The sequence below is a fragment of the Methylobacterium sp. ap11 genome, from assembly GCF_900110515.1.
Classification (GTDB): Bacteria; Pseudomonadota; Alphaproteobacteria; order Rhizobiales; family Beijerinckiaceae; genus Methylobacterium; species Methylobacterium ajmalii.
The window spans coordinates 183,747-204,702 of the sequence record NZ_FOEB01000003.1 but is presented as its reverse complement, the minus strand read 5'-3'; the positions used below and the strand labels follow the sequence as shown (position 1 = coordinate 204,702).

Sequence of the window (20,956 nt, the reverse complement as noted above, 5' to 3'; positions counted from 1 at the left end):
GGCCATGACGCTCGCCGCGCGCATCCACGCCGCCAAGGACCTGCGGGTCGAGACGATCTCCCTGCGCGAGCCGGAGGCGGACGAGGTCGTGGTCGCGCTCGGCGCGGGCGGCATCTGCGGCTCGGACCTGTCCTATTACGGCAAGGGCCGGGTCGGAGATTTCAGCTTGCGCGAACCGATGGTGCTCGGCCACGAGGTCGCCGGCACGGTGACGCGGGTGGGCAAGGCCGTCACCGGCGTGAAGCCGGGCGACCGGGTCGCGGTCGATCCGAGCCGTCCGTGCCTGGCTTGCGACTATTGCCGCGCCGGCCGCTCGAACCTGTGCCGCAACATGCGGTTCTTCGGCTCGGCGGCGATCTTCCCGCATGTCCAGGGCGGCTTCAGCGAGCTCTTCCTCGCCCGGGCCGACCAGTGCGTGCCGATCCCCGACGCGATGCCGATGCGGGTCGCGGCCTGCGGCGAGCCCCTGGCGGTGGCGCTCCACGGGATCCGGCGGGCCGGCGAGCTCCTGGGCCGCCACGTCCTCATCGCCGGGGCCGGGCCGATCGGGCTCCTGTGCCTGATGGCGGCGCGGCTCGCGGGCGCGCGCCGGATCGTCTGCACCGATCTCGCCGAGGCGCCGCTCGCCATCGCCCGCGAGATCGGCGCGGCCGAGACCATCGACGTCGCCTCGCAGCCCGAGCGGCTCGCCGCCTACGAGGCCGACAAGGGCACCTTCGACGTCGCGCTGGAAGCCACCGGCGCGCCCGCGGCGCTCGCCTCGCTGTTCCGGGTGGTGCGGCCCGGCGGCCGGGTGGTGCAACTCGGCATGATGCCGCCGGGCGACGTGCCGGTGCCGGCCAACCTCCTGATGGCCCGCGAGATCGATTTCGTCGGCGCCTTCCGCTTCCACGAGGAGTACCGCACCGCCATCGCGCTCCTGGCCTCCGGCCGGATCGACGTCGCGCCGATCCTGTCGGCCGAACTGCCGATGTCCCGGGCCGACGAGGCCTTCGCGCTCGCCGCCGACCGCAGCCGGGCGATCAAGGTCCACCTCGCCTTCTAGGCGCCGCCGTGGCCGACGGGTCCACGCCCCCGCGCCGGGCGCCGACGATGCGCGACGTGTCGCGCCTCGCCGGCGTCTCGCCGATGACGGTCTCGCGCACGCTGGCCGCGCCCGCCCGCGTCTCGCAGGAGACGCGGGCGCGGGTGCTGGCGGCGGTGGACCGGCTCGGCTACGTGCCGGACCGCGGCGCCGGGAGCCTGTCGTCGCGGCGCACCGGCTTCGTCGCCCTGATCGTCCCGACCCTGACCAACCCGAACTTCGCCGACACCGCCGCCGGCCTCACCGCCGTGCTGCGCCCGCGCGGCTACCAGCCGCTGATCGGGGTCACCGGCTACTCGGTCGCGGAGGAGGAGGCGGTCCTGCGCGCGATGCTGTCGCGCCGCCCGGACGCGATCGTGGTGTCGGGGATGCACCGCTCGTCGCGCGCCCGCGACCTCCTCGCCCGGGCCGGCGTGCCGGTGGTGGAGATCTGGGACCGGCCGGAGGCGCCGATCGACCGGGCGGTGGGCTTCTCGAACTACGAGGTCGGACGGCTGGCGGCAGAGACCCTCGCGGGTCTCGGCGCCGCCCGCATCGCCGGCCTCGGGCCGGAGCGCACCGGCGAGGTCCGGGATTTCCGCGGCGAGGAGCGCCTGCGCGGCTTTCGCGACGGCCTCGCCGAGGCGGGCCGTCCGGACGACCTGGTCCTGCATCACGGCCGCGCGGCCGGCGCCTTCGCGCACGGGGCCGAGGCGCTGGCGGAACTCGTCGCCCGCGGCGGCGCCGAGGCGGTCTTCCTCGTCTCCGACATCTCGGCCTTCGGGGCCCTGATGGAGTGCCAGCGCCGCGGGATCCGGGTGCCGCAGGACGTGAGGCTCCTGGGCTTCGGCGATTTCGAGATCGGCCGCCAAAGCGTGCCGCGCCTCTCCACCATCGCGGTCGATCCCGACGAGATCGGCCGGCGCACCGGCGCGCTGCTGCTCGGGCTCCTCGACGGCGGGGCGGGCGAGCCGGCGGTGATCGACCTCGGGTTCAGGCTGCTCCTGCGGGAGAGCACCGGGTAGGGTTGGCGATGGGCGCCGAGGTCGCGGCCCTCGCGGATCAGGCCAGGCGCGGCCGGGGCGCCGGGCGGGGCCGCAGCACCGGGGCGACGGCGTCGTGCTCCTCGTCCGCCGGGCTGCGTTGGGCGGCCCGGGGCTGCTCGACCAGCGGAAACAGGTCCTGCAACCCGCGCGAGACGCCGGCGAGCACCGGCGCGAAGGGACCGGCGAACGGGGAGGGGGCCGTGTCGGCCTTGACGAAACGGGAGCTGGACATGTCGCACTGCAAACCTGTGGGTGAGCGTTAACGCGCCGCAACACGATTTGGTTCAACGCGCAGGCCCGACGATCGCCGGGCCGGCCTTCAGCGGCTCGGCGTCGGGGCGATCAAGGTCTCGGCGGCGCCGGCCGGATCCATGCCGATGCGGCCCCAGCCCGGGAGCTTCAGGGCCGGGCGGCGCAGGTCCAGTCCCGCCACCGCGCCGAGCACGTTGACCTCGAACCCCTCGACCCAGCCGAGGGTCAGGCCGAGATAGCCCCGGGCCGAGAGCTGCAGGCCGGTGCGGCTCGGCGTCCAGGCGACGGTGCGCTCCGAGAAGTCCTTGCCGAGGGCCGTCGGCGGCAGCGCGACGGCGAGGTCGGGCACGGCGCGCAGGACATGGGCCACGAAGGTGTTGGAGTTCGGCCCCGGCCAGGCGCTGTAGCTGCCCGCCGCCCGGTGCGGGTAGGTCGCGACGGCGGCGTGGATCCGCGGCACCGCGGCGGCCGCCGCCTCGCCGTCGAGGGCGAGCACGACCTGCGGCGGGTTGCCGAACCAGCGCGCATCCGCCGCGTAGGCGTCCTTGCGCACCGGCAGGCCCCAGCCGACCACGTCGTAGCGGGTGTAGCGCGGGGCGCCGGCCTCCTTGACCACGATCCAGGTGTGATGGGCGAAGATGCCCCGCCAGCGCCCGACCCGGGCGGCGTAGATCCGCACCAGGGCCTCTGGCGCCGCGGCGGGTGCGGGCAGGAGCCGCGCGCTCGACCAGTCGGCGGTGGCCCAGTCGGGGGCGAGGTCGTCGCGGCTCCACCACCACAGGGCGTGGGCGGCGAGCGGCAGCAGGAACAGGAGGACGAGCGCCAGCACCAGGGTGCGCGCACACCAGGCCAGGGCGAGCAGCATGACGTGAAGATGGTCGTCGGAGCGGGGCGGCGCAACCGCGGCCGGGTGAGACCGTTGTCGGCCTGCAACGAGTACTGCGGACGGGTACGGGAGAACGCGATGGCCGAGGTGAAGCGGGTGCTGGACGCCCTGGTGCGCAGCCGCAGCGGCGGGCTCGCGGCGGCCTCCGCCCTCGGCGGTCTGGCGCTCATCGCCGGCCTCGCCGTGCGGGCGACGCAGCGCGGCGAGCCCGGGGCGGAGCCGGCGCGAGGGGCGGGAGCCCCGCAGGCCCCGGACACGGTCCGCGCCCCGGCCGCGACGCCCTTCGAGGCCGGCGCGCTCAGCGACGACGAGGCGACGCTGTGCCTGCGGATCATGGTGGCGGCCTCCGCCGCCGACGGGGTGATCGACGCCCGCGAGCGCGAGCGGCTGGACGCCGCGGTCGCCGAATCCGGTCTCGACCTCGCCGGCCGCCAGTGGCTCGCCCGCGAACTCGAGGATCCGGCGACCATCGACGAGATCGCCGACCGGGTCGCCACTCCCGAAGCCGGCGCCCGGGTCTACGCCGCGGCCCGCCTCGCCATCGATCCCGACACGATGCAGGAGCGCGCCTTCCTGCGCATGCTGGCCGACGCCCTCGACCTCGACGACGACGCGGTCGCCCGGGTCGAATCCGGCCTCGCGGCCTGATCGGCAACCCCGATGCGCCTCGACGGCCGGCAAGCCCTCGAACTGCTCGCCCGCCTCGGCTACGGCGCCCGCGGGGTCACCTACTGCCTCGTCGGCGGCCTCGCGGTGCTGGCGGCCATCGGCGTCGGCGGCCAGACCGGGGGCAGCCGCAGCGCCCTGCTGATCCTGCTGGAGCGGCCGTTCGGCTGGATCCTGCTCGGCGTCGTGGCCCTCGGGCTCGCCGCCTTCGCGCTGTGGCGCGTGGTCGAGGCGGTGACCGACGCCGACCGCTACGGCCGCTCGGCCAAGGGACTGGCGACCCGGGCCGGGCACCTCGTCAGCGGCGTGACCTATGGCGGCCTCGGCCTCTCGATGATGACGGCGGCGCTCGGCCGCGGCACGGCGCGCCAGGCCGAGGACCAGGGCGCCCGCGACTGGACCGCCTGGCTGCTGCAGCAGCCCTTCGGCCAGTGGCTCGTCGGCGCGGTCGGCCTCGTGGTGATCGGCGCGGGCCTCGCCTTCGCGGCCAAGGCCTGGAAGGGCGACGTGTGCAAGCGTCTCTCGGTACCGCACGACGCCCGCGACTGGGTCCGGCATGTCGGCCGCTTCGGCTACGCCGCCCGGGCGCTGACCTTCGGGCTGATCGGCGGCTTCCTGATCGCGGCCGCGGTCGAGAGCCGGTCGAGCGACGTGAAGGGCCTCGGCGGCGCCCTCCAGGCCCTGCGCGACGAGCCCTACGGCTGGGTGCTCCTCGGGCTGACCGCGGCCGGCCTCGCGGCCTTCGGGATGTTCGGCCTCGTCCAGGCCCGCTACCGCCACATCGACCCGCCGGACCTCGACGCCGCGCGTCGGGCCGTGACGGAGATCGCGCGATAAGCAGATTTCGCCGAAGTGGTGACCGGTTCGGCGCAGAAAATCTGCGTCAGACCAACAGCCTGAGCGGGCGAAGCGCTGGCCTGCCAACGCAAGTCCGCTTGGGACCGAGGGCGGATGCCGGAGCCCGATCGATCCGAGTCGAGGACCTCGTTCCACGCTCGACCTCGCCTTTCGAGGTCGATCCAGCTCCGATCGCCAACGGCTCAGGACGAGGTCGAGGAGGGATGGAGGAACGATCGAAAACCTGGTTTTTGCGGCGAACGAGCCCTCAATGGTCGTGCCCGTGCTCCGGCAGCGTCAGGCCGAAATGCGCCACCAGGTCCTGGACCTGGGCCGGGGTCAGGTGGCGCGGGTTGAGGTTGCGCAGGAGCAGGTAGAGCTTGGCGGTCTCCTCCAGCTCCTCGGTGGCGAAGACCGCGGCTTCCAGGGTGTCGCCGGCCACCACCGGGCCGTGATTGGCGAGCAGCACCGAGGAATATTGCCCGGCGAGCCCCCGGATCGCGTCGGCCACCGCCGGGTCGCCGGGGCGGAAATAGGGCACTAGCGCCACCGCGCCGGCCCGCATCAGGCTGTAGGGGGTGAGCGGCGGCAGTACGGCGCGGGGGTCGATCTCCGGCAGCATCGAGACCGCGACGGCATGGGTCGAGTGCAGGTGGACGATCGCCCGGGCCGACGAGCGGCTGTCGTAGAGAGCGCCGTGGAGCGGGATCTCCTTCGTCGGCTTGTCGCCCGACAGGAGCTTGCCGTCGCGGTCGAGGCGCGAGATCCGGGCTGGGTCGAGGAAGCCGAGCGAGGCGTTGGTCGGCGTCACCAGCCAGCCGCCGTCGTCGAGCCGCAGCGAGATGTTGCCCGACGAGCCGGGCGTCAGGCCGCGCTCGAACAGCGAGCGCCCGAACCGGCAGATCGCCTCGCGCAGGGCGGACTCGCCCATGGTCGACACGTCCGTCACGCGGTCGCTCCCTCGATCAGTTCGAAGCCGAGATCCACCACCGCCGCCGGGCTCCCCGTGCAGAGCAGCCGCGCCGCCGTGGCGCCGGCCTCGACCCGCGGGGTGCGGATGGTGGCGAGCGGCTGCGGCATCAGCCGGCCGACGTCGAGGCCGTTATAGCCGAACAGGGCGAGCCGCCCCGGCACCGCGATGCCGTGGGCCAGGCAGTGGAAATAGCCGCCGAGCGCCATGTCGTCGTTCGAGAAATAGGCCGCGTCGAGGTCCGGCACCCGCTCCAGCAGGGCGGCGAGACCCTGCCGCCCGGCCTCGACCGAGGATGGGCTCGCCACCCGTTCCTCGCCGGCCGGCCCCATTCCGGTCTCGCGCAGGGCATCGCGAAAGCCCGCGTAGCGCTTGGCGGCGCGCCGGTCCTTGGTCAGGTCGTGGCCGATATAGCCGATGCGGCGGTAGCCGCGGCCGACGAGGTGGCGGGCGCTCGCCTCGCCGGCGGCGCGGTTCGAATAGCCGACCACGATGTCGAGGCCCGGCCCGTCGGTGTCAAGGAGCTCGGCCACCCGCACGCCGCTCGCCGCGAGGCGCCGCCGCGTGCCGGGATTGTGCTCGAGCCCGGTGACGATCAGCCCGGCCGGACGCCAGCTCAGGAGCGAGCCGACCACCGCCTCCTCGCGGTCCTGGTCGTAGTCGGTCACCGCGATGACCGACTGGAAGCCCTCCTGCTCCAGGGCCGCGGTCGCGCCGCGCAGGAGGTCGGGAAACACGATGTTGGTGAGCGACGGGATGACGATGCCGATCAGCCGCGAGCCGGTCGAGGCGAGGGTGCCGGCGATCCGGTTCGGTACGTAGCCGAGGCGCGCCACCGCCGCCTCGACGCGGGCCCGGGTCTTCTCCGAGAACGAGCCGTGGCTGCGCAGGACCCGCGACACCGTGCTCTCGCCGACCCGCGCCTCGCGGGCGACGTCCGCGAGGGTGATCGGGCGCCGGCCGGCCCCGTCGAACGGCTCCATGTCCCCCGTCACAGAGTCTCCCTTCCCGAAGTCCCCCCTCGCGAAGGCCTCGTTGCCTCCCTCGTCCATCCCTCGTCCCCCGACGCGCCGCGTCTTGTCATCGCCGCGCGGCAGCGCCACGATGTCATGGTTCCCGGGCCGGCTCAACGGATCGTTGGTCCGTATTGGCAGCGCTGCCAATACGGTGCTAGAGCCTGGGACGAGGGCGCGGCGCCAGATCGCGCGGGACAGCGGATCGCTGGATCGATCCGCAGGAGGAAACGGCATGAGCGACACACCCGCCCGCGTCGCGGTGATCGGCCTCGGCTCGATGGGCTACGGCATGGCCCAGGCCCTGCGGCGCGCCGGCCTCGACGTCGCCGGCAGCGACGTCTCGTCCGAGAGCGTCGCGCGCTTCGCCGCCGAGGGCGGCCGGGGGGCCGAGAGCCCGGCCCGGGCCGCCGCGGATGCCGGCATCGTGGTCTGCGTCGTCGTCAATGCCGCCCAGACCGAGGCGGTCCTGTTCGGGCCCGACGGCGTCGCCGCCGCCATGCCCGAGGGCGCGGTCTTCGTCTCCTGCGCCACCATGGACCCGGAGGTCGCCCGGCGGCTGGCCGCCCGGCTCGAAGCCACCGGCCGGCACTACCTCGACGCACCGATCAGCGGCGGCGCCCAGCGCGCCGCGCAAGGGGAGCTGACGATCCTGGCCTCGGGCAGCCCGGCGGCCTTCGCCCGGGCCAAGCCCGCCCTCGACGCCATGGCGGCCAAGCTCTACGAGCTCGGCGACGCCGCCGGCGCGGGCGCGGCCTTCAAGATGATCAACCAGCTGCTCGCCGGCGTCCACATCGCGGCGGCGAGCGAGGCGATGGCCTTCGCGGCCCGCCAGGGGCTCGATCTGAGGCGCGTCTACGAGGTGATCACCGCCTCGGCCGGCAATTCCTGGATGTTCGAGAACCGGATGCCGCACGTCCTCGACGGCGACTACGCGCCGCGCAGCGCCGTCGACATCTTCGTGAAAGATCTCGGCATCGTGCAGGACATGGCCCGCACGCAGAAATTCCCGGTGCCGGTGGCGGCGGCGGCCCTGCAGATGTTCCTGATGGCCTCCGGCGCCGGCATGGGCCGGGACGACGACGCCTCGGTGGCGCGGATCTACGCCCAGGTGACCGGGACCACGCTGCCGGGCGGGGCGGGGTGACTGTCGGCTCCCATCCACCGAAATGACATCCACCGGGTCGTTCCGGGCTCCGCTTCGCAGCCCCGGGATGGCCCCGAGAGGTGGTGATGCGAGTGGCCGCTGGACCGGCTTTGCCGGCCTGCCAGGATAAGCCCATCAAGACGCCCGGGAGGGAGAACCTTCATGCCGCGCTTTGCCGCGAACCTGACCCTGATGTTCACCGAAGTCCCGTTCCTCGACCGGTTCGCCGAGGCCGCGGAGGCCGGGTTCGAGGCGGTCGAGTTCCTGTTTCCCTACGAGCATCCGCCCGAGGCGATCGGCGAGCGCCTGAGGGCGAACGGCCTGACCCAGGCCCTGTTCAACCTGCCCCCGGGCGACTGGGCGGCGGGCGAGCGGGGCTTGGCGGCCCTGCCCGACCGGTTCGAGGAGCTGAAGGCCGGCGTCGAGACGGCGCTCGCCTACGCCCGCGCCACCGGCGTGAAGCGCCTGCACCTGATGGCCGGCATGGCCGACCGCAACGATGCCGCGGCGCGGGATTCCTACCGCCGCGCCGTCGCCTGGGCGGCGGAGCGGGTCGGCCGCGAGGGGCTCGACCTCGTGCTCGAGCCGATCAACGCCCGCAACATGCCGGGCTACTTCCTCGACGATTTCGATTATGCCGCCGACCTGATCCGCGCGCTGGCGCTGCCGAACCTGAAGCTGCAGTTCGACCTCTACCACTGCCAGATCCTGCACGGCGACGTGACCATGCGGCTGCGGGCCCTGATGCCGATGGTCGGCCACGTCCAGACCGCGAGCGTGCCCGAGCGGCACGAGCCCGGCAGCGGCGAGATGAACGACGCCTTCCTGTTCGCCGAGCTCGACCGCCTCGGCTACGACGGCTTCGTCGGCTGCGAGTACAACCCGCGCGCCGGCACCCGCGAGGGCCTGGGCTGGTTCGACGCCTACAAGTCCGACGCCTCCAAGGGAGCCCGCGCATGACCCTGGCACTGGGCTGCATCGCCGACGACTATACCGGCGCCTCCGACCTCGCCAACACCCTGACCAAGGCGGGCCTGCGCACGGTCCAGACCATCGGGGTGCCGGCGGACGATCTCGCGCTGCCCGAGGTCGACGCCGTGGTGGTCTCGCTCAAGAGCCGGTCGATCCCCGCCGGGGAGGCGGTGGCCCGCTCGCGCGAGGCCGCCGCGTGGCTGAACGCCCGGGGCGCCGGCCACCTGCTGTTCAAGGTCTGCTCGACCTTCGATTCGACCGATGCCGGCAATATCGGCCCGGTTACCGACGCCCTGCGCGAGGATGCCGGCGAGGCCATCGCGCTCGTCACCCCGGCCTTCCCGGAGACGGCGCGCACGGTCTATCTCGGCCACCTCTTCGTCGGCATGGTCCCGCTCGCCGAGAGCCCGCTCAAGGACCATCCCCTCAACCCGATGCGGGATTCGAACCTCGTGCGGGTGCTGGCGCGCCAGAGCCGGGCGGAGGTGGGCCTCATCGACCTCGCCACGGTGGCGCAGGGCGCCGAGGCGGTGGGCGCCCGGCTCGACGCGCTCGCCCGCGAGGGCAAGGGGGCGGCCATCGCCGATGCGGTGCTCGACCGCGACCTCGCGGTGCTGGGCGCCGCGGCGCTCACCCGCAAGGTCTCGACGGGCGCCTCGGGCCTCGGGCTGGGGCTCGCCCGCGCCCTGGTGGCGGCCGGGCGCGTCGCGCCCGCCGCCACGGCGGCCGATCTCGGCGGGCCGATCGGCGGCCCGGCGGCCTGCCTCGCCGGCAGCTGCTCGCAGGCGACCCTCGGCCAGATCGCCCGGGCCGAGGCCGCGATGCCGGTGCGCCGCCTCGATCCGGCGCGGCTGCTCGCCGGCGAGGACGAGGCCGGGGCGGCGCTGACCTGGGCGATGGAGCGGATCGGCGACGGCCCGGTCCTGATCGCCAGCAGCGCCGGCCCCGACGAGGTGGCGGCGGTCCAGGCGCGCTACGGCCGCGACGCCGCCGGCCACGCCATCGAGGCCGCCATGGCGCGGATCGCCGAGGGGCTGGTGGCCCACGGGGTGCGCCGCCTCGTGGTGGCGGGCGGCGAGACCTCGGGCGCGGTGGTCGACCGCCTCGGGCTGCCGGCCTTCCGGGTCGGCCCCGAGATCGCCGCCGGCGTGCCGGTCCTGCGCACCACCGACCGCGACATGTGGCTGGCGCTCAAGTCGGGCAATTTCGGCGGGCCGGACTTCTTTGCCGACGCGCTGCGGCTGATGCCGTGACCCGTCCTGGCCGGACGCCGCCCGGTCAGGACGCGCGCGCCTCCGGGCGGCGGGGCCGGACCACCAGCCTCACCTCCAGGTCGCCGTCGAGCTTGTCCAGAATCGTCATCAGGCGGTCGAGGGTGAAGCGCCGTAGCTGCGCGTTGCGGATGCGGGAGAACTCGCTGTGCGCCACCCCGGTCGCCGCCTCGGCGTCGCGGGTGGTCAGGCCGCGCGCATCGAGCGACCGCACGATCTGTGCGGCGACGAGCGCGCGCGCCTGCGCGAGATCCGCGTGCGGCCGTTTCAGGTCGCGATAGACGTTGCCGCTTCCATGGACGAGGTCGAGATCGTCGTCGCTCATCGCAAGGCCTCCTGCACCCTCTTCAGACGCTGCTTGATCCGTTCGACGTCGACCTGCGGCGTTTTGATCCCGCGAGTCGACTTCTTCTGGAACGCATCGATGACCCAGACCGCATCGGCGATTTGGACGGCGTAGATCGAGCGATAGGCGTCGCCGCGGTGCCGTATCGCGATCTCGAAGACACCGCTGCCCACACCTTTGAACGGCTTTGCCGTATCCGGCAGTCCACCGTCGGCCACGAGGGTCAGCGCGTCCAGGATCTCGTCCTGCACGGCGGTCGGAAATCCCTCGAACGCCTTCAGCGCTCCCTTCACCCACGAGATCGGCCGCGTGTCACGCATGAGGCGGGCGATGACGAACTTGTCAACGTGACGCAAGGGAACGATGCGGCGTCAGGGCTCCGCTCCCGCCTCCGCCTCGTCGCCCTCCGGCGCGGGTGGGGGCGACGGGGCAGCGGGCGTGGTCGGCCCCGGCGCGGCGGGCACCGGCTTCGCGGGCGCCTTCGCCGGTCGCCACGGCCGCGTCTCCCCCGGCCGCTTGGCGGTCTCGACCGCCGGGCCCTCCGGTGTGAAGCGCAGGGTGGTCGCGCCGTGCGCCGCCAGGAAGGTGCGGTCGAGGACGTGCTTGGCCGCACAGCCCGGCGGCGCCTCGAGACGGCTCACCACCACGTCGGCGCGGGCGCAATCCTCCGGGAAGGCGCGCTTGTCGCGCACCAGCGCCACGCTGATCCCCCGCGGCCCGCGGCCGACGCAGCCGAGCTTGTCGCAGCGGGCTTGCGTGCCCAGCCCGGGATCGTCGCGGGAGCGGCCGTCGCCGTCGGCCTTGAGCCACTGCTCCAGCACGAAGCCGGGGGGCTTGCCCAGCACCACGAGGCGCCCGTCGGCCCCGCGCAGGGCCGCGCCGCCGCCCTCGCGGTCGACGTAGAGGTCGGGCCGCACCGGTGCGGCCGCGAGCGCCACGCCGAGGAGGCCGGGGGCGAGGCCGAGCCAGCGCAGGCCGGAGACCGGCAGCACCAGAAGCAGGAGGGCCACCGTCATCAGCCCGAGCGCGCCGGGTCCGAAGGCCGGCAGCACCACGGTCGCGCGGTCGAAGCCCTCGATCCAGGCCGAGATGTCGAGCATGCCGCGCACCGCCAGCCCCATCGCCCACCAGACCGGCCGGTCGAGGGCGAAGGGATGGGCCAGCATGCCGAGCACCGCCGCCGGCATCACCACCAGCGAGACGAGCGGCAGGGTGAGTGCGTTGCCGACGACGCCGAAGGGCTGGACGGTCTGGAAATGGTAGGTGGCGAAGGGCGCGGTGGCGATCTGGGCGACCAGCGTGGTGGCGAGCGTGCCGACCACCGTCGCGAGGCCCCAGGCGAGCGCCCGGGTCATCGGCCCGCCGCCCTCCGGGTTCCACAGCCGCCCCTCGATCAGCCGGGCGCAGGCGACGAGCCCGGCCACCGCCCCGAACGACATCTGGAAGCTCGGGCCCAAGAGCCCTTCCGGCTCGCGGACGAGCGAGATCAGCGCCGCCAGCGCCAGGTTGCGCAGGCTGAGCGCCGGCCGGTCGACCAGGACCGCGCCGAGCATCACCAGGGTCATGACGAGCGAGCGCTCGGCCGCGAGGTCCCAGCCCGAGAAGGCGCAGTAGCCGGTGACCGCGATCATCGCCAGGAAGGCCGCGATCTTCTTGATCGGCCAGGCCAGCGCCAGGCCCGGGACGAGGGCGAGCAGCGCCCGCACGAGCCAGAACACCACCCCGGCCGCCAGCACCATGTGGAGGCCCGAGATCGAGACGACGTGATAGATCCCGGCCGCCCGCAGGGTGTCGTTGGTGTCCTGGTCGATGAGCCCGCGCTTGCCGGTGACGAGGGCCGCCGCCACCGCGCCGGCCTGGGTGACGCCGCCCTTGTCGCCGTTCGATTCGGCGATGCGCCGCGTCAGCGCGTTGCGGGCGTCGTCGAGGCCGGCGGCGAGCCGCAGGCTCCAGGGCGCCGGCTCGGGCGGCGGCTTGACGGCGGCGGCGCCGAGCAGCGAGCCCACCGCGCCGATGCCGCGAAAATACGCGTCGCGGGCGAAATCGTAGCCGCCGGGCCGCGCCGGCTCGGGTGGGGGCAGCAGGCGCGCCTTGGCCTCGATGTAGTCGCCCGGCCGCAGCGCGTCGCCGCGGCGGTAGGAGACGCGCACCCGCACCGGGCGCTCGGCCGCCGGCATCTCGCCGAGGCGCAGGACCCGCACCACCAGCCGCGCGCCCTCCTCCCGCTCCTCCAGCGCCTCGACGAAGCCGTGCAGCGGCGCGATCACCGTGCGGGCGAGGACCGGCGCGGCGACGCTCGTCGTGCGGTAGGCGGCGGCCGCGAAGCCCAGGAAGACGAAGGACGCCGCGAGCAACAGGGCCGGCGCGACCGCCCTGGCCCGCAGCGCCACCGCGCCGCCCGCCAGCGCGAGCCCGGCGCCCAGCGGGGCGGCGAGGACGACCGGCCCGTCCGCGACGGTGAGGAACAGGAGCGCGCCGGCGCCGAAGGCCACCGCCAGCCAGGGAAACAGCCGGCGCTGCGCGGCCTCCGCGGCGAGGCAGCCGGCGATCCGGGCGCCGAGCGCGGGCAAGAGCAGCACGGGCGCCGGCAGCGCGCCGGCGGCGCGTGCCACGATCCCCGTTCCTGCGCCCGGCCCCGCCATCGCCCCGCCCCGACGAGGCTGCGCGCAACCGCCGCTCCCCCGGGCCCCGGGCGTGAGCCCGGCCCCGATGACGGTTTCTTAACGGCTCGTCTCGCGCATGCTACAGGACCCGGCGCCGGCGGGTCGACTCGCCCGACCCTGCCCCGACGGCCCCGGCCACATCGTTTTTTTTCGCTCTCACCCCGGTTCTCGAAGCGCATGTCCTCCGTCGTCACCCGCTTTGCCCCGTCGCCCACGGGCTTCCTCCACATCGGCGGGGGTCGCACGGCTTTGTTCAACTGGCTCTACGCGCGCCGGCACGGCGGCCGGATGCTGCTGCGCATCGAGGACACCGACCGCGAGCGCTCGACGCAGGGCGCCATCGACGCGATCCTCGACGGGCTGGCCTGGCTCGGCCTCGATTGGGACGGCGACGTGGTCTACCAGTTCGCCCGGGCAGGCCGGCACCGCGAGGTGGCCGAGGGCCTGCTCGCAACGGGTCGGGCCTATCACTGCTACGCCACGCCCGAGGAACTGACCGAGATGCGCGAGAGCGCGCGTCGCGAGGGCCGGCCGATCCGCTACGACGGCCGCTGGCGCGACCGCGATCCGTCCGAGGCGCCGGCCGGCGTCAAGCCGGTCATTCGCCTGCGCGCGCCGACCGACGGCGAGACCGTGGTCGAGGACGCGGTGCAGGGCCGGGTGGTCTGGCAGAACAAGGACCTCGACGACCTCGTCCTGCTGCGCTCGGACGGCACGCCGACCTACATGCTGGCGGTGGTGGTGGACGACCACGACATGGGCGTGACCCACATCATCCGCGGCGACGACCACCTGACCAACGGCGCCCGCCAGACCCAGATCTACCAGGCGCTGGGCTGGGACGTGCCGAACATGTCGCACATCCCGCTGATCCACGGGCCGGACGGGGCCAAGCTCTCCAAGCGCCACGGCGCCCTCGGCGTCGATGCCTACCGCGACCTCGGCTACCTGCCGGCGGCGCTCCGCAACTACCTCGTGCGCCTCGGCTGGAGCCACGGCGACCAGGAGATTTTTTCTACCGACGAGATGGTCGCGGCCTTCGACCTCGCCCAGGTCGGCCGCTCGCCGGCCCGGTTCGACTTCGCCAAGCTCGAGAACCTGAACGGCCACTACATCCGCTCGTCCTCGAACGAGGCGCTGGTCGAGGCGATCGAGGCGATCCTGCCGACGCAAGGCGCGCGCTGGGGCCTCTCCGCGCCGCTGTCCCCGGAGATCCGCGAGAAGTTCATCGCCGCGATGCCGGGGCTGAAGGAGCGGGCCAAGACCCTGATCGAGCTCGTCGACAGCGCCTACTACCTCTACGCGCCGCGCCCGCTCGCCCTCGACGAGAAGGCCTCGGGCCTCCTCGGCAACGGCGGGCGCGAGCGGCTCGCCGGGGCGCTGCCGCACCTCGAGGCGCTGACCGAGTGGTCCGCCGCCTCGACCGAGGGTGCGGTGCGGCACTTCGCGGAGAGCGCCGGGGTCAAGCTCGGGCAGGTCGCCCAGCCCCTGCGTGCCGCGCTGACCGGCCGGGCGACCTCGCCGCCGCTCTTCGACGTGATGGCGGTGCTCGGCCGCCAGGAGAGCCTGGAGCGCCTGCGCGAGCAGGCCGCCTGAGGCGCAACCAGGCCGATACTCCCGCGAGCCCGGTTCGCGGGGGATTCGCCGGCCCGACCCGACGACCCCTGAACAGAATCTGAATTCTGTCATCCGGGCGGGGACGTGTGGTTGATGCCGGTGCGGTGATCCGCTAACCCGGACGGCGAGTGAGCACCCGCAGCAAAGTCGCCGCCTGCCCCCGGGGCGCCGCGGTCGAGGCTCCGACGCTCGGTCACGTTGATGGAAAGGGTCCGCAACCCCATGAGCCTCCCCACCAGCACCCTCACGGTGAACGGTCGCACGGTCGAGCTGCCCACCAAGGCCGGCACGGTCGGCCCGGGTGTCGTCGACATCAGCAAGCTCTACGCGCAGACCGGACAGTTCACCTACGACCCGGGCTTCACCTCGACGGCGTCCTGCGAGTCCAAGATCACCTATATCGACGGTGACGAGGGCGTGCTCCTCTATCGCGGTTACCCGATCGAGCAGCTGGCCGAGCACGGCGACTTCCTCGAGACCTGCTACCTGCTGCTGTACGGCGAGCTGCCGACCGCGGCCCAGAAGGCCGATTTCGACTACCGCGTCACGCGCCACACCATGGTGCATGACCAGATGAACCGCTTCTTCCAGGGCTTCCGCCGCGACGCCCACCCGATGGCGGTGATGGTGGCCTGCGTCGGCGCGCTCTCGGCGTTCTATCACGACTCGACCGACATCACGGACGAGAAGCAGCGCATGGTCGCCTCCATGCGCATGATCGCCAAGATGCCGACGCTCGCGGCCATGGCCTACAAGTACTCGATCGGCCAGCCGTTCGTGTACCCGAAGAACGACCTCGACTACACCTCGAACTTCCTGCGGATGTGCTTCGCGGTGCCGTGCGAGGAGTACCAGCCGAACCCCGTGCTGTCGCGCGCGCTCGACCGGATCTTCATCCTGCACGCCGACCACGAGCAGAACGCCTCGACCTCGACGGTGCGTCTGGCCGGCTCCTCGGGCGCCAACCCCTTCGCCTGCATCGCCGCCGGCATCGCCTGCCTGTGGGGCCCCGCCCATGGCGGCGCCAACGAGGCGGCGCTGAAGATGCTGGCCGAGATCGGCACGCCCGAGCGCGTCGGCGAGTACGTCGCCAAGGCCAAGGACAAGAACGATCCCTTCCGCCTGATGGGCTTCGGTCACCGGGTCTACAAGAACTACGACCCGCGCGCCCGCATCATGCAGAAGACCACGCACGAGGTGCTGAGCGAGCTCGGCATCAAGGACGATCCGCTGCTCGACGTCGCGATGGAGCTGGAGCAGATCGCCCTCAAGGACGAGTACTTCATCGAGAAGAAGCTCTACCCGAACATCGACTTCTACTCGGGCATCACGCTCAAGGCGATGGGCTTCCCGACCTCGATGTTCACGGTCCTGTTCGCGCTTGCCCGCACCGTCGGCTGGATCAGCCAGTGGGCCGAGATGATCGAGGACCCGTCCCAGAAGATCGGCCGCCCGCGCCAGCTCTACACCGGCGCTCCGAAGCGCGACTACGTGACGACGGCCCAGCGCGGCTGAGGCTGCCAATCAGCGACATGAGAACGGGCGGCACGCGAGTGCCGCCCGTTTCTTTTTGTGCTTCGCAGGGTTTGCAGGTCTGGCGCGGGTTGCGCCTCTCCCCGCGGGGCGGGGCTGTCCGGGGAAAGAAGTGGCGCGGCTCCCCTCTCCCGTGTGGGAGAGGGGCAGGGGGTGAGGGTGCTACGGTTCTGTGTCTGGCTCTGAAGGTCCAGCTACTAGCACCACGCTCTTCGCTTCAAACGGAGACGTGTCACCCTCGCGCGATCTTCGATCGCCCCTACCCCTCTCCCACACGGGAGAGGGAATCCCGCGCTTGATTCTTAAAGAGATTTCCCCCGGACAGCCCTGCCTCTGCGGGGGAGGGTGGCGAGCGCAAGAGAGCCGGGAGAGGGGACGCCGCTTCCGGAGATATCGTGACCGTGGTGACGGGCGCTCCCTGGATCAGCGTCGCGCTGCCCCTCTCCCGCCCGGCGCACGAGTGCTTCGCACTCGCAGCCGGGCACCCTCCCCCGCAGAGGGGGGAGGGGAAAGCCCGTGCCTCGTCTTCTCGAGAAAGAGAGCCCCTTACGCCGGCACCTTCCCGCCCAGCTCGTCCTCGATATGCGCCCGCACGATGGCATCGAAGTCGGGCTCGGCCCGGAAGCCCAGCTCCAGCGCCCGCCGGGCGTCGAAGGTGCGGGGCCAGCCGGCGACGATGCGCTCGATGGTGGGGTCGGGCTCGCGGCGGATGCGGGCGACCGCCGCGTCGCCGGCGGCGCGGCGCAGGGCCTCGATCTGCTCGGCGACGGTCGCGCCGACACCCGGCATGGTCAGGTTGCGGCGGTCGCCGAGGCGCTTGGTGTCGATCGTCGCGGCGTGGATCAGGAAGCCGACCGCCGAGCGCGGCGAGGCGTGCCAGTGGCGGACCTGGTCGGAGACCGGGAGGACGGCGTCCTGGCCGGCGAGCGGCTCGCGGATGATGCCCGAGAAGAAGCCCGAGGCCGCCTTGTTGGGCTTGCCCGGCCGCACGCAGATGGTCGGCAGCCGGATGCCGACGCCGTCGAAGATGCCCCGGCGCGAGTAGTCGGAGAGCAGCAATTCGCCGATCGCCTTCTGGGTGCCGTAGCTGGTGAGCGGCGCCGTCAGGTACTCGTCGGGGATCGGCTCGGGCATCGGCGCGCCGAACACCGCCACCGACGAGGTGAAGACGAAGCGTGGCTTGTAGCCCTCGCCGATCGCCCGCACGGCGTCGTAGAGGCGGCGGGTGCCGTCGAGGTTGATTCGGTAGCCCTTGTCGAAATCGGCCTCGGCCTCGCCGGACACGATGGCCGCGAGGTGGAAGATCACGTCCGGCCGGCCGGCGACCAGGCGCTCGGCCTCGCCGGGCTCGGAGAAGTCGGAGGCCGAGAGCGCGACCGGGATCGCGGTGCCGGGCGGGGCTTCCGGCGGCACCACGTCGTGCAGGGTCAGGCGCGAGATGGTCTCGCCGCCCAAGCTGCCGTCCTGGACGAGCCGCGCCAGGAGCTTGCGGCCGACCATGCCGGCGGCGCCGAGGATGAGGATATGCATCGAACCGTCTCCCTCAGAGCGTGAAGCCGCCGTCGGCGACGTGGGTCTGGCCGGTGGTGAAGCGCGACTCGTCGGAGGCGAGGTAGACGGCGAGCGCCCCCATCTCCGCGGTGGTGCCGAGCCGGCCCATCGGCTGGCGGTCGATGAAGGCCTGGCGGGCGGCCTCGACCGAGGTCTTGTTCATCTCCGCGAGCGCCGCGATGCGCTCGTCGAGGGACGGCGACTGGATCGTGCCGGGGCAGATCGCGTTGGCCCGCACGCCGCTGCGGATGAAGTCCCGCGCCACCGCCTTGGTGAGACCCACCACCGCCGCCTTCGAGGCGCCGTAGACGTAGCGGTTCGGCGCCGTGGCATCGGCACCGACCGCCGACGCGATGTTGACGATCGAGCCGTTGCCGCGCTCCAGCATGCCGGGCAGGAAGGCCCGGATGGTGCGGTGCATCGAGCGTACGTTGAGGTCGAACGCCAGTTCCCACTCGGCATCGGTGCAGTCGAGGATGGTGCCGTGATGGACGAAGCCCGCCGCGTTCACCAGCACGTCGACCCGCCCGGCTCGTCCCGCGAACTCCGCCACCGCCGCGTCCGAGCGCACGTCGAGGGAGGAGGGGAGGGCGCCCGCCAGCCCGTCGAGCTTGCCCGCGTCGAGGTCGGTCGCCAGCACCTCGGCGCCCTCGGCCAGGAACGCCGCCGCGATGGCGCGGCCGATCCCCTGTCCCGCCGCCGTCACGACCGCGCGCTTGCCCGTCAGCCGTCCCGCCATGTCTCATCCTCCCGTCGTGTCGTGCCCTGCTCGTCCGGCGGGGCTTGGTGTCGTGCTCAGCCGAGGCGCTTGTGCATGTGCACCAGGCGCCGGTCGGGCAGGGTCTCGACCCGCGCCGTGGCGTAGCCCCGCCGGGCGTACCAGTCGATGTTCCGCGCGAGCCTGTCCCCGGTGTAGAGGCGCAGCTCTGTCAGGTCGAGGTCCCGCGCCCGGCTCTCGGCCGCCGCCAGCAGGGCGTTGCCGAGGCCCGAGCCCTGATGCGCCGGATCGACCGCGACGCTCCAGATCATCAGGTGATCGGGCCGCGGATCGAGCACCAGGGCGCCGGCTGGGGCGCCTTCATGGTCGGCGAGCCAGACCTCGTAGCGCGCGAGCACCTCGGCGGCGGGGGTGAGGAGCGGCACCGGCTCGACGCCGAGGAGCGGACGGTTCGGCGCGTAGGCGGCCTCCTGCAGGGCCGCGAGGGCGCCCTCGTCGGCGGCGGTCGCCCGGCGCAAGCCGTGCCCCGGGATCGTCGCCCGGTTGAGCGCGCCGAGGCGCAGGGACTGGCCTCCCTCGAGGTTTTCGGGCGAGAGCCAGCGGTCGAAGCCCTGGCGGATCTGCGGCCACTCGCCGTCGAGCATCGAGAACCAGGCCGTGTCGCGGTTGCGGCCCTTCACGATCATCGCCTGGCGAAACAGCCCCTCGTAGGAGAAGCCGAGGCGTTGCGCGGCGCCGCGCGACGGCGCGTTGAGGGCGTTGCACTTCCACTCGTAGCGGCGATAGCCGAGGTCGAAGGCGTACCCGGCCAGGAGCCGCATCGCCTCGGTGGCGCCGGGGGTCCGCTGGAGCGCCGGGGTGTAGAGAATGTTGCCGACCTCGATCACCCGGTTCGCCCGGTCGATCCGCATCAGCGAGGCGTAGCCGAGCGCCCGGCCCGTCCGCGCGTCGAGGATGGCGAAGAACAGCGGATCGGCGGAGGCCGCGCAGGCCGCGAGATACGTCCGGAAGCCGGCGCGGTCGGGAAACGGGCCGGCGGCCATGTACTGCCACAGGGCCTCCCGGCCCGGCCCGACCGCGCCCTCCGCGAGGTCGTCCGCGTGGGCGCCCGCATCGAGCGGGACGAGCGTGACGTGGCGCCCCTCCAGCCGCAGGCGCTCCGGCGCGGGGGCCGGGCCGGTCGCGGCGATGGGGCTGCCGATCGGCAGGCCGGTGACGGGATCGCGGTCGGGGCTCATGCGGGATCCCGTTCCTTAAGGTCCTTGCGGAAGAAGCCGTTGATCTCCGAGAAGCTGACGGAGCCGTCGAAGCCGCCGAAGCTGCCTTCGTCGTGGATGCGCCTGGCCGCACGGATGAAGCCGGTCCAGGCCGCCCGCGCCAGGGACGAGCCGACGCTGATCCGGCGCACGCCGAGCGCTTCGAGGTCGGCGACCTTGAGGCCCGGATTGGTGCTCATCAGGATGTTGACCGGTACCGGCGCCAGGGCCTCGACGAGGGTGCGGATCTCCTCGCGGCGCTTCGGCCCCGGCGCGTAGACCACGTCGGCGCCGGCCTCGGCATAGGCCTGGAGCCGGCGGATCGCCTCCGGCAGCGGCTCGGCATGGCCGGTAAGGTAGCACTCGGCCCGGCCGGTCAGCATCACGTCGGCGCCCGCGGCGTCGATCGCCGCGCGGGCGGCGCGGATGCGCTCGGCGCCCTCGGCGATGTCGTAGAGCGGCCGGGCGGGATCGCCGGTGGCATCCTCGATCGACAGGCCGGCGACCCCGGTGGCGACGCAGGCCGCCACGTTGCGGGCGACGCCCTCGGGGTCGTGCGCGTAGCCGGATTCGAAGTCGGCGTTCACCGGCAGGTCGGTGGCGGCGACGATCTCGGCGACGTGGGCCAGCATCGCGTCGACCGGCACCGCCCAGTCGGTGTCCGGGAGCGCCCGGGTGAAGGCGAAGCCCGAGCTGGTGGTGGCGAGCGCCGGGAACCCCATCGCCACGAGGTAGCGGGTGGTGCCGATGTCCCACGGGTTCGGCATCACGAAGCAGCCGGAGTCGTGGAGCCGCCGGAAGGCGGCGCGGCGTGCGGCGAGATCGGTCATCGGGGCTCCCCTCCGGGTTCCGGATTCTTCCTCACACGCCGCGAGCGCGGCTGTAAATCGCCTGGGCGGGCGAAATCGGTCCTGCCGGCTTTCGGGGCGGACCGCGATCCGAGCCGGCCGGATGAGGTACGGAAAGATCTCCTCTCCCCGCCGGGCGGGGAGAGGCCTTCACCCCCCTCGTCGGGGGTGAAGGTAGCCCGAAGGGCGAGGGTGAGGGGGGATTTCCGGAAGAGGCTTATCCGGAGCCGCCCCCTCACCCTCGGCTGCCGCCTCGCTTCGGTAACGGCAAGGTCACCAAAGCCTTCTCCCCGCCCGCGGG

The 20,956-nt window shown here is 73.2% G+C and carries 20 protein-coding genes; 9 read left to right on the top strand and 11 right to left on the bottom strand.

All coding sequences use genetic code 11. From position 1 onward, the window contains the following. The first annotated feature begins 4 nt into the window (after nt 1-4). Both BMX97_RS05535 and BMX97_RS05530 read left to right on the top strand, forming a co-directional pair. Nucleotides 5-1,045 carry an L-idonate 5-dehydrogenase gene (locus BMX97_RS05535; protein WP_091746393.1) on the top strand — a complete coding sequence of 347 codons (1,041 nt, stop codon included), beginning with the start codon at nt 5-7 and terminating at the stop codon, nt 1,043-1,045. Nucleotides 1,046-1,092: 47 nt separating this feature from the next. Next, nucleotides 1,093-2,088 carry a LacI family DNA-binding transcriptional regulator gene (locus BMX97_RS05530; protein WP_091747010.1) on the top strand — a complete coding sequence of 332 codons (996 nt, stop codon included), beginning with the start codon at nt 1,093-1,095 and terminating at the stop codon, nt 2,086-2,088. A 37-nt stretch (nt 2,089-2,125) separates the two neighbouring features. Here BMX97_RS05530 and BMX97_RS05525 read toward each other — a convergent pair whose 3' ends face one another. Next, complete coding sequence (locus BMX97_RS05525; protein WP_091746387.1) at nt 2,126-2,341, bottom strand: hypothetical protein; 216 nt, start codon at nt 2,339-2,341, stop codon at nt 2,126-2,128. 87 nt (nt 2,342-2,428) lie between these two features. Then, the gene (locus tag BMX97_RS05520; RefSeq protein ID WP_091746381.1) at nt 2,429-3,226 is read right to left on the bottom strand and encodes a DUF3750 domain-containing protein; all 798 of its coding nucleotides are present in this window, start codon (nt 3,224-3,226) and stop codon (nt 2,429-2,431) included. Nucleotides 3,227-3,325: 99 nt separating this feature from the next. Between BMX97_RS05520 and BMX97_RS05515 the strand changes: the two genes are divergently transcribed. Both BMX97_RS05515 and BMX97_RS05510 read left to right on the top strand, forming a co-directional pair. Next, nucleotides 3,326-3,895, top strand: a complete 570-nt coding sequence (locus BMX97_RS05515) for a DUF533 domain-containing protein (RefSeq protein ID WP_091746375.1) — start codon at nt 3,326-3,328, stop codon at nt 3,893-3,895. Between the two features lie 12 nt (nt 3,896-3,907). Beyond that, on the top strand, nt 3,908-4,750 hold the full coding sequence (locus BMX97_RS05510) for a DUF1206 domain-containing protein (RefSeq protein ID WP_091746369.1): 843 nt from the start codon (nt 3,908-3,910) through the stop codon (nt 4,748-4,750). Between the two features lie 268 nt (nt 4,751-5,018). On the opposite strand, the gene BMX97_RS05505 is transcribed toward BMX97_RS05510, so the two are convergent. Then, the gene (locus tag BMX97_RS05505) at nt 5,019-5,681 is read right to left on the bottom strand and encodes a 3-oxo-tetronate 4-phosphate decarboxylase (protein WP_091747007.1); all 663 of its coding nucleotides are present in this window, start codon (nt 5,679-5,681) and stop codon (nt 5,019-5,021) included. A gap of 14 nt (nt 5,682-5,695) precedes the next feature. Beyond that, nucleotides 5,696-6,703, bottom strand: coding sequence for a LacI family DNA-binding transcriptional regulator (locus BMX97_RS05500; protein ID WP_091746362.1), 1,008 nt, complete (start codon nt 6,701-6,703; stop codon nt 5,696-5,698). A gap of 265 nt (nt 6,704-6,968) precedes the next feature. On the opposite strand from BMX97_RS05500, the gene ltnD reads away from it, so the two are divergent. From ltnD to otnK, 3 genes are all read left to right on the top strand, one after another. Then, on the top strand, nt 6,969-7,880 hold the full coding sequence (gene ltnD / locus BMX97_RS05495; RefSeq protein WP_091746356.1) for an L-threonate dehydrogenase: 912 nt from the start codon (nt 6,969-6,971) through the stop codon (nt 7,878-7,880). Between the two features lie 162 nt (nt 7,881-8,042). Next, nucleotides 8,043-8,840 (top strand): 2-oxo-tetronate isomerase, encoded by a 798-nt coding sequence (gene otnI, locus BMX97_RS05490; RefSeq protein ID WP_091746350.1) that lies wholly within the window; start codon nt 8,043-8,045, stop codon nt 8,838-8,840. After that, the gene (otnK, locus tag BMX97_RS05485) at nt 8,837-10,105 is read left to right on the top strand and encodes a 3-oxo-tetronate kinase (RefSeq protein WP_091746343.1); all 1,269 of its coding nucleotides are present in this window, start codon (nt 8,837-8,839) and stop codon (nt 10,103-10,105) included. The genes otnI and otnK overlap by 4 nt, the downstream gene beginning before the upstream one ends. Before the next feature lie 25 nt (nt 10,106-10,130). Here the strand turns inward: otnK and BMX97_RS05480 are convergent, their stop codons facing one another. From BMX97_RS05480 to BMX97_RS05470, 3 genes are all read right to left on the bottom strand, one after another. Further along, complete coding sequence (locus BMX97_RS05480) at nt 10,131-10,448, bottom strand: helix-turn-helix domain-containing protein (protein WP_091746340.1); 318 nt, start codon at nt 10,446-10,448, stop codon at nt 10,131-10,133. Beyond that, entirely contained in the window at nt 10,445-10,762 is a 318-nt protein-coding gene (locus BMX97_RS05475; RefSeq protein ID WP_244538296.1) for a type II toxin-antitoxin system RelE/ParE family toxin, read from the bottom strand. The genes BMX97_RS05480 and BMX97_RS05475 overlap by 4 nt, the downstream gene beginning before the upstream one ends. Before the next feature lie 78 nt (nt 10,763-10,840). Next, nucleotides 10,841-13,111: a ComEC/Rec2 family competence protein gene (locus BMX97_RS05470; RefSeq protein ID WP_091746336.1), complete on the bottom strand. Its 2,271-nt coding sequence runs from the start codon at nt 13,109-13,111 to the stop codon at nt 10,841-10,843. 198 nt (nt 13,112-13,309) lie between these two features. Here BMX97_RS05470 and gltX point away from each other — a divergent pair, with 198 nt between their 5' ends. Both gltX and gltA read left to right on the top strand, forming a co-directional pair. Next, the gene (gene gltX, locus BMX97_RS05465; protein WP_091746333.1) at nt 13,310-14,728 is read left to right on the top strand and encodes a glutamate--tRNA ligase; all 1,419 of its coding nucleotides are present in this window, start codon (nt 13,310-13,312) and stop codon (nt 14,726-14,728) included. A gap of 243 nt (nt 14,729-14,971) precedes the next feature. Further along, a complete protein-coding gene (gene gltA, locus BMX97_RS05460; RefSeq protein ID WP_091746329.1) occupies nt 14,972-16,264 on the top strand; it encodes a citrate synthase in 1,293 nt (430 codons plus the stop codon). A 564-nt stretch (nt 16,265-16,828) separates the two neighbouring features. Here gltA and denD read toward each other — a convergent pair. From denD to BMX97_RS05440, 4 genes are read right to left on the bottom strand one after another with little or no spacing between them, the layout of a single operon-like run. Continuing rightward, nucleotides 16,829-17,812: a D-erythronate dehydrogenase gene (gene denD, locus BMX97_RS05455; RefSeq protein ID WP_091746326.1), complete on the bottom strand. Its 984-nt coding sequence runs from the start codon at nt 17,810-17,812 to the stop codon at nt 16,829-16,831. A gap of 13 nt (nt 17,813-17,825) precedes the next feature. After that, the gene (locus tag BMX97_RS05450) at nt 17,826-18,572 is read right to left on the bottom strand and encodes an SDR family oxidoreductase (RefSeq protein ID WP_091746323.1); all 747 of its coding nucleotides are present in this window, start codon (nt 18,570-18,572) and stop codon (nt 17,826-17,828) included. A 56-nt stretch (nt 18,573-18,628) separates the two neighbouring features. Then, nucleotides 18,629-19,789: a GNAT family N-acetyltransferase gene (locus BMX97_RS05445; RefSeq protein WP_091746320.1), complete on the bottom strand. Its 1,161-nt coding sequence runs from the start codon at nt 19,787-19,789 to the stop codon at nt 18,629-18,631. Next, nucleotides 19,786-20,637, bottom strand: coding sequence for an isocitrate lyase/PEP mutase family protein (locus BMX97_RS05440; RefSeq protein ID WP_091746317.1), 852 nt, complete (start codon nt 20,635-20,637; stop codon nt 19,786-19,788). Before BMX97_RS05440 ends, BMX97_RS05445 begins: the two co-directional genes overlap by 4 nt. Nucleotides 20,638-20,956 lie beyond the last annotated feature (319 nt).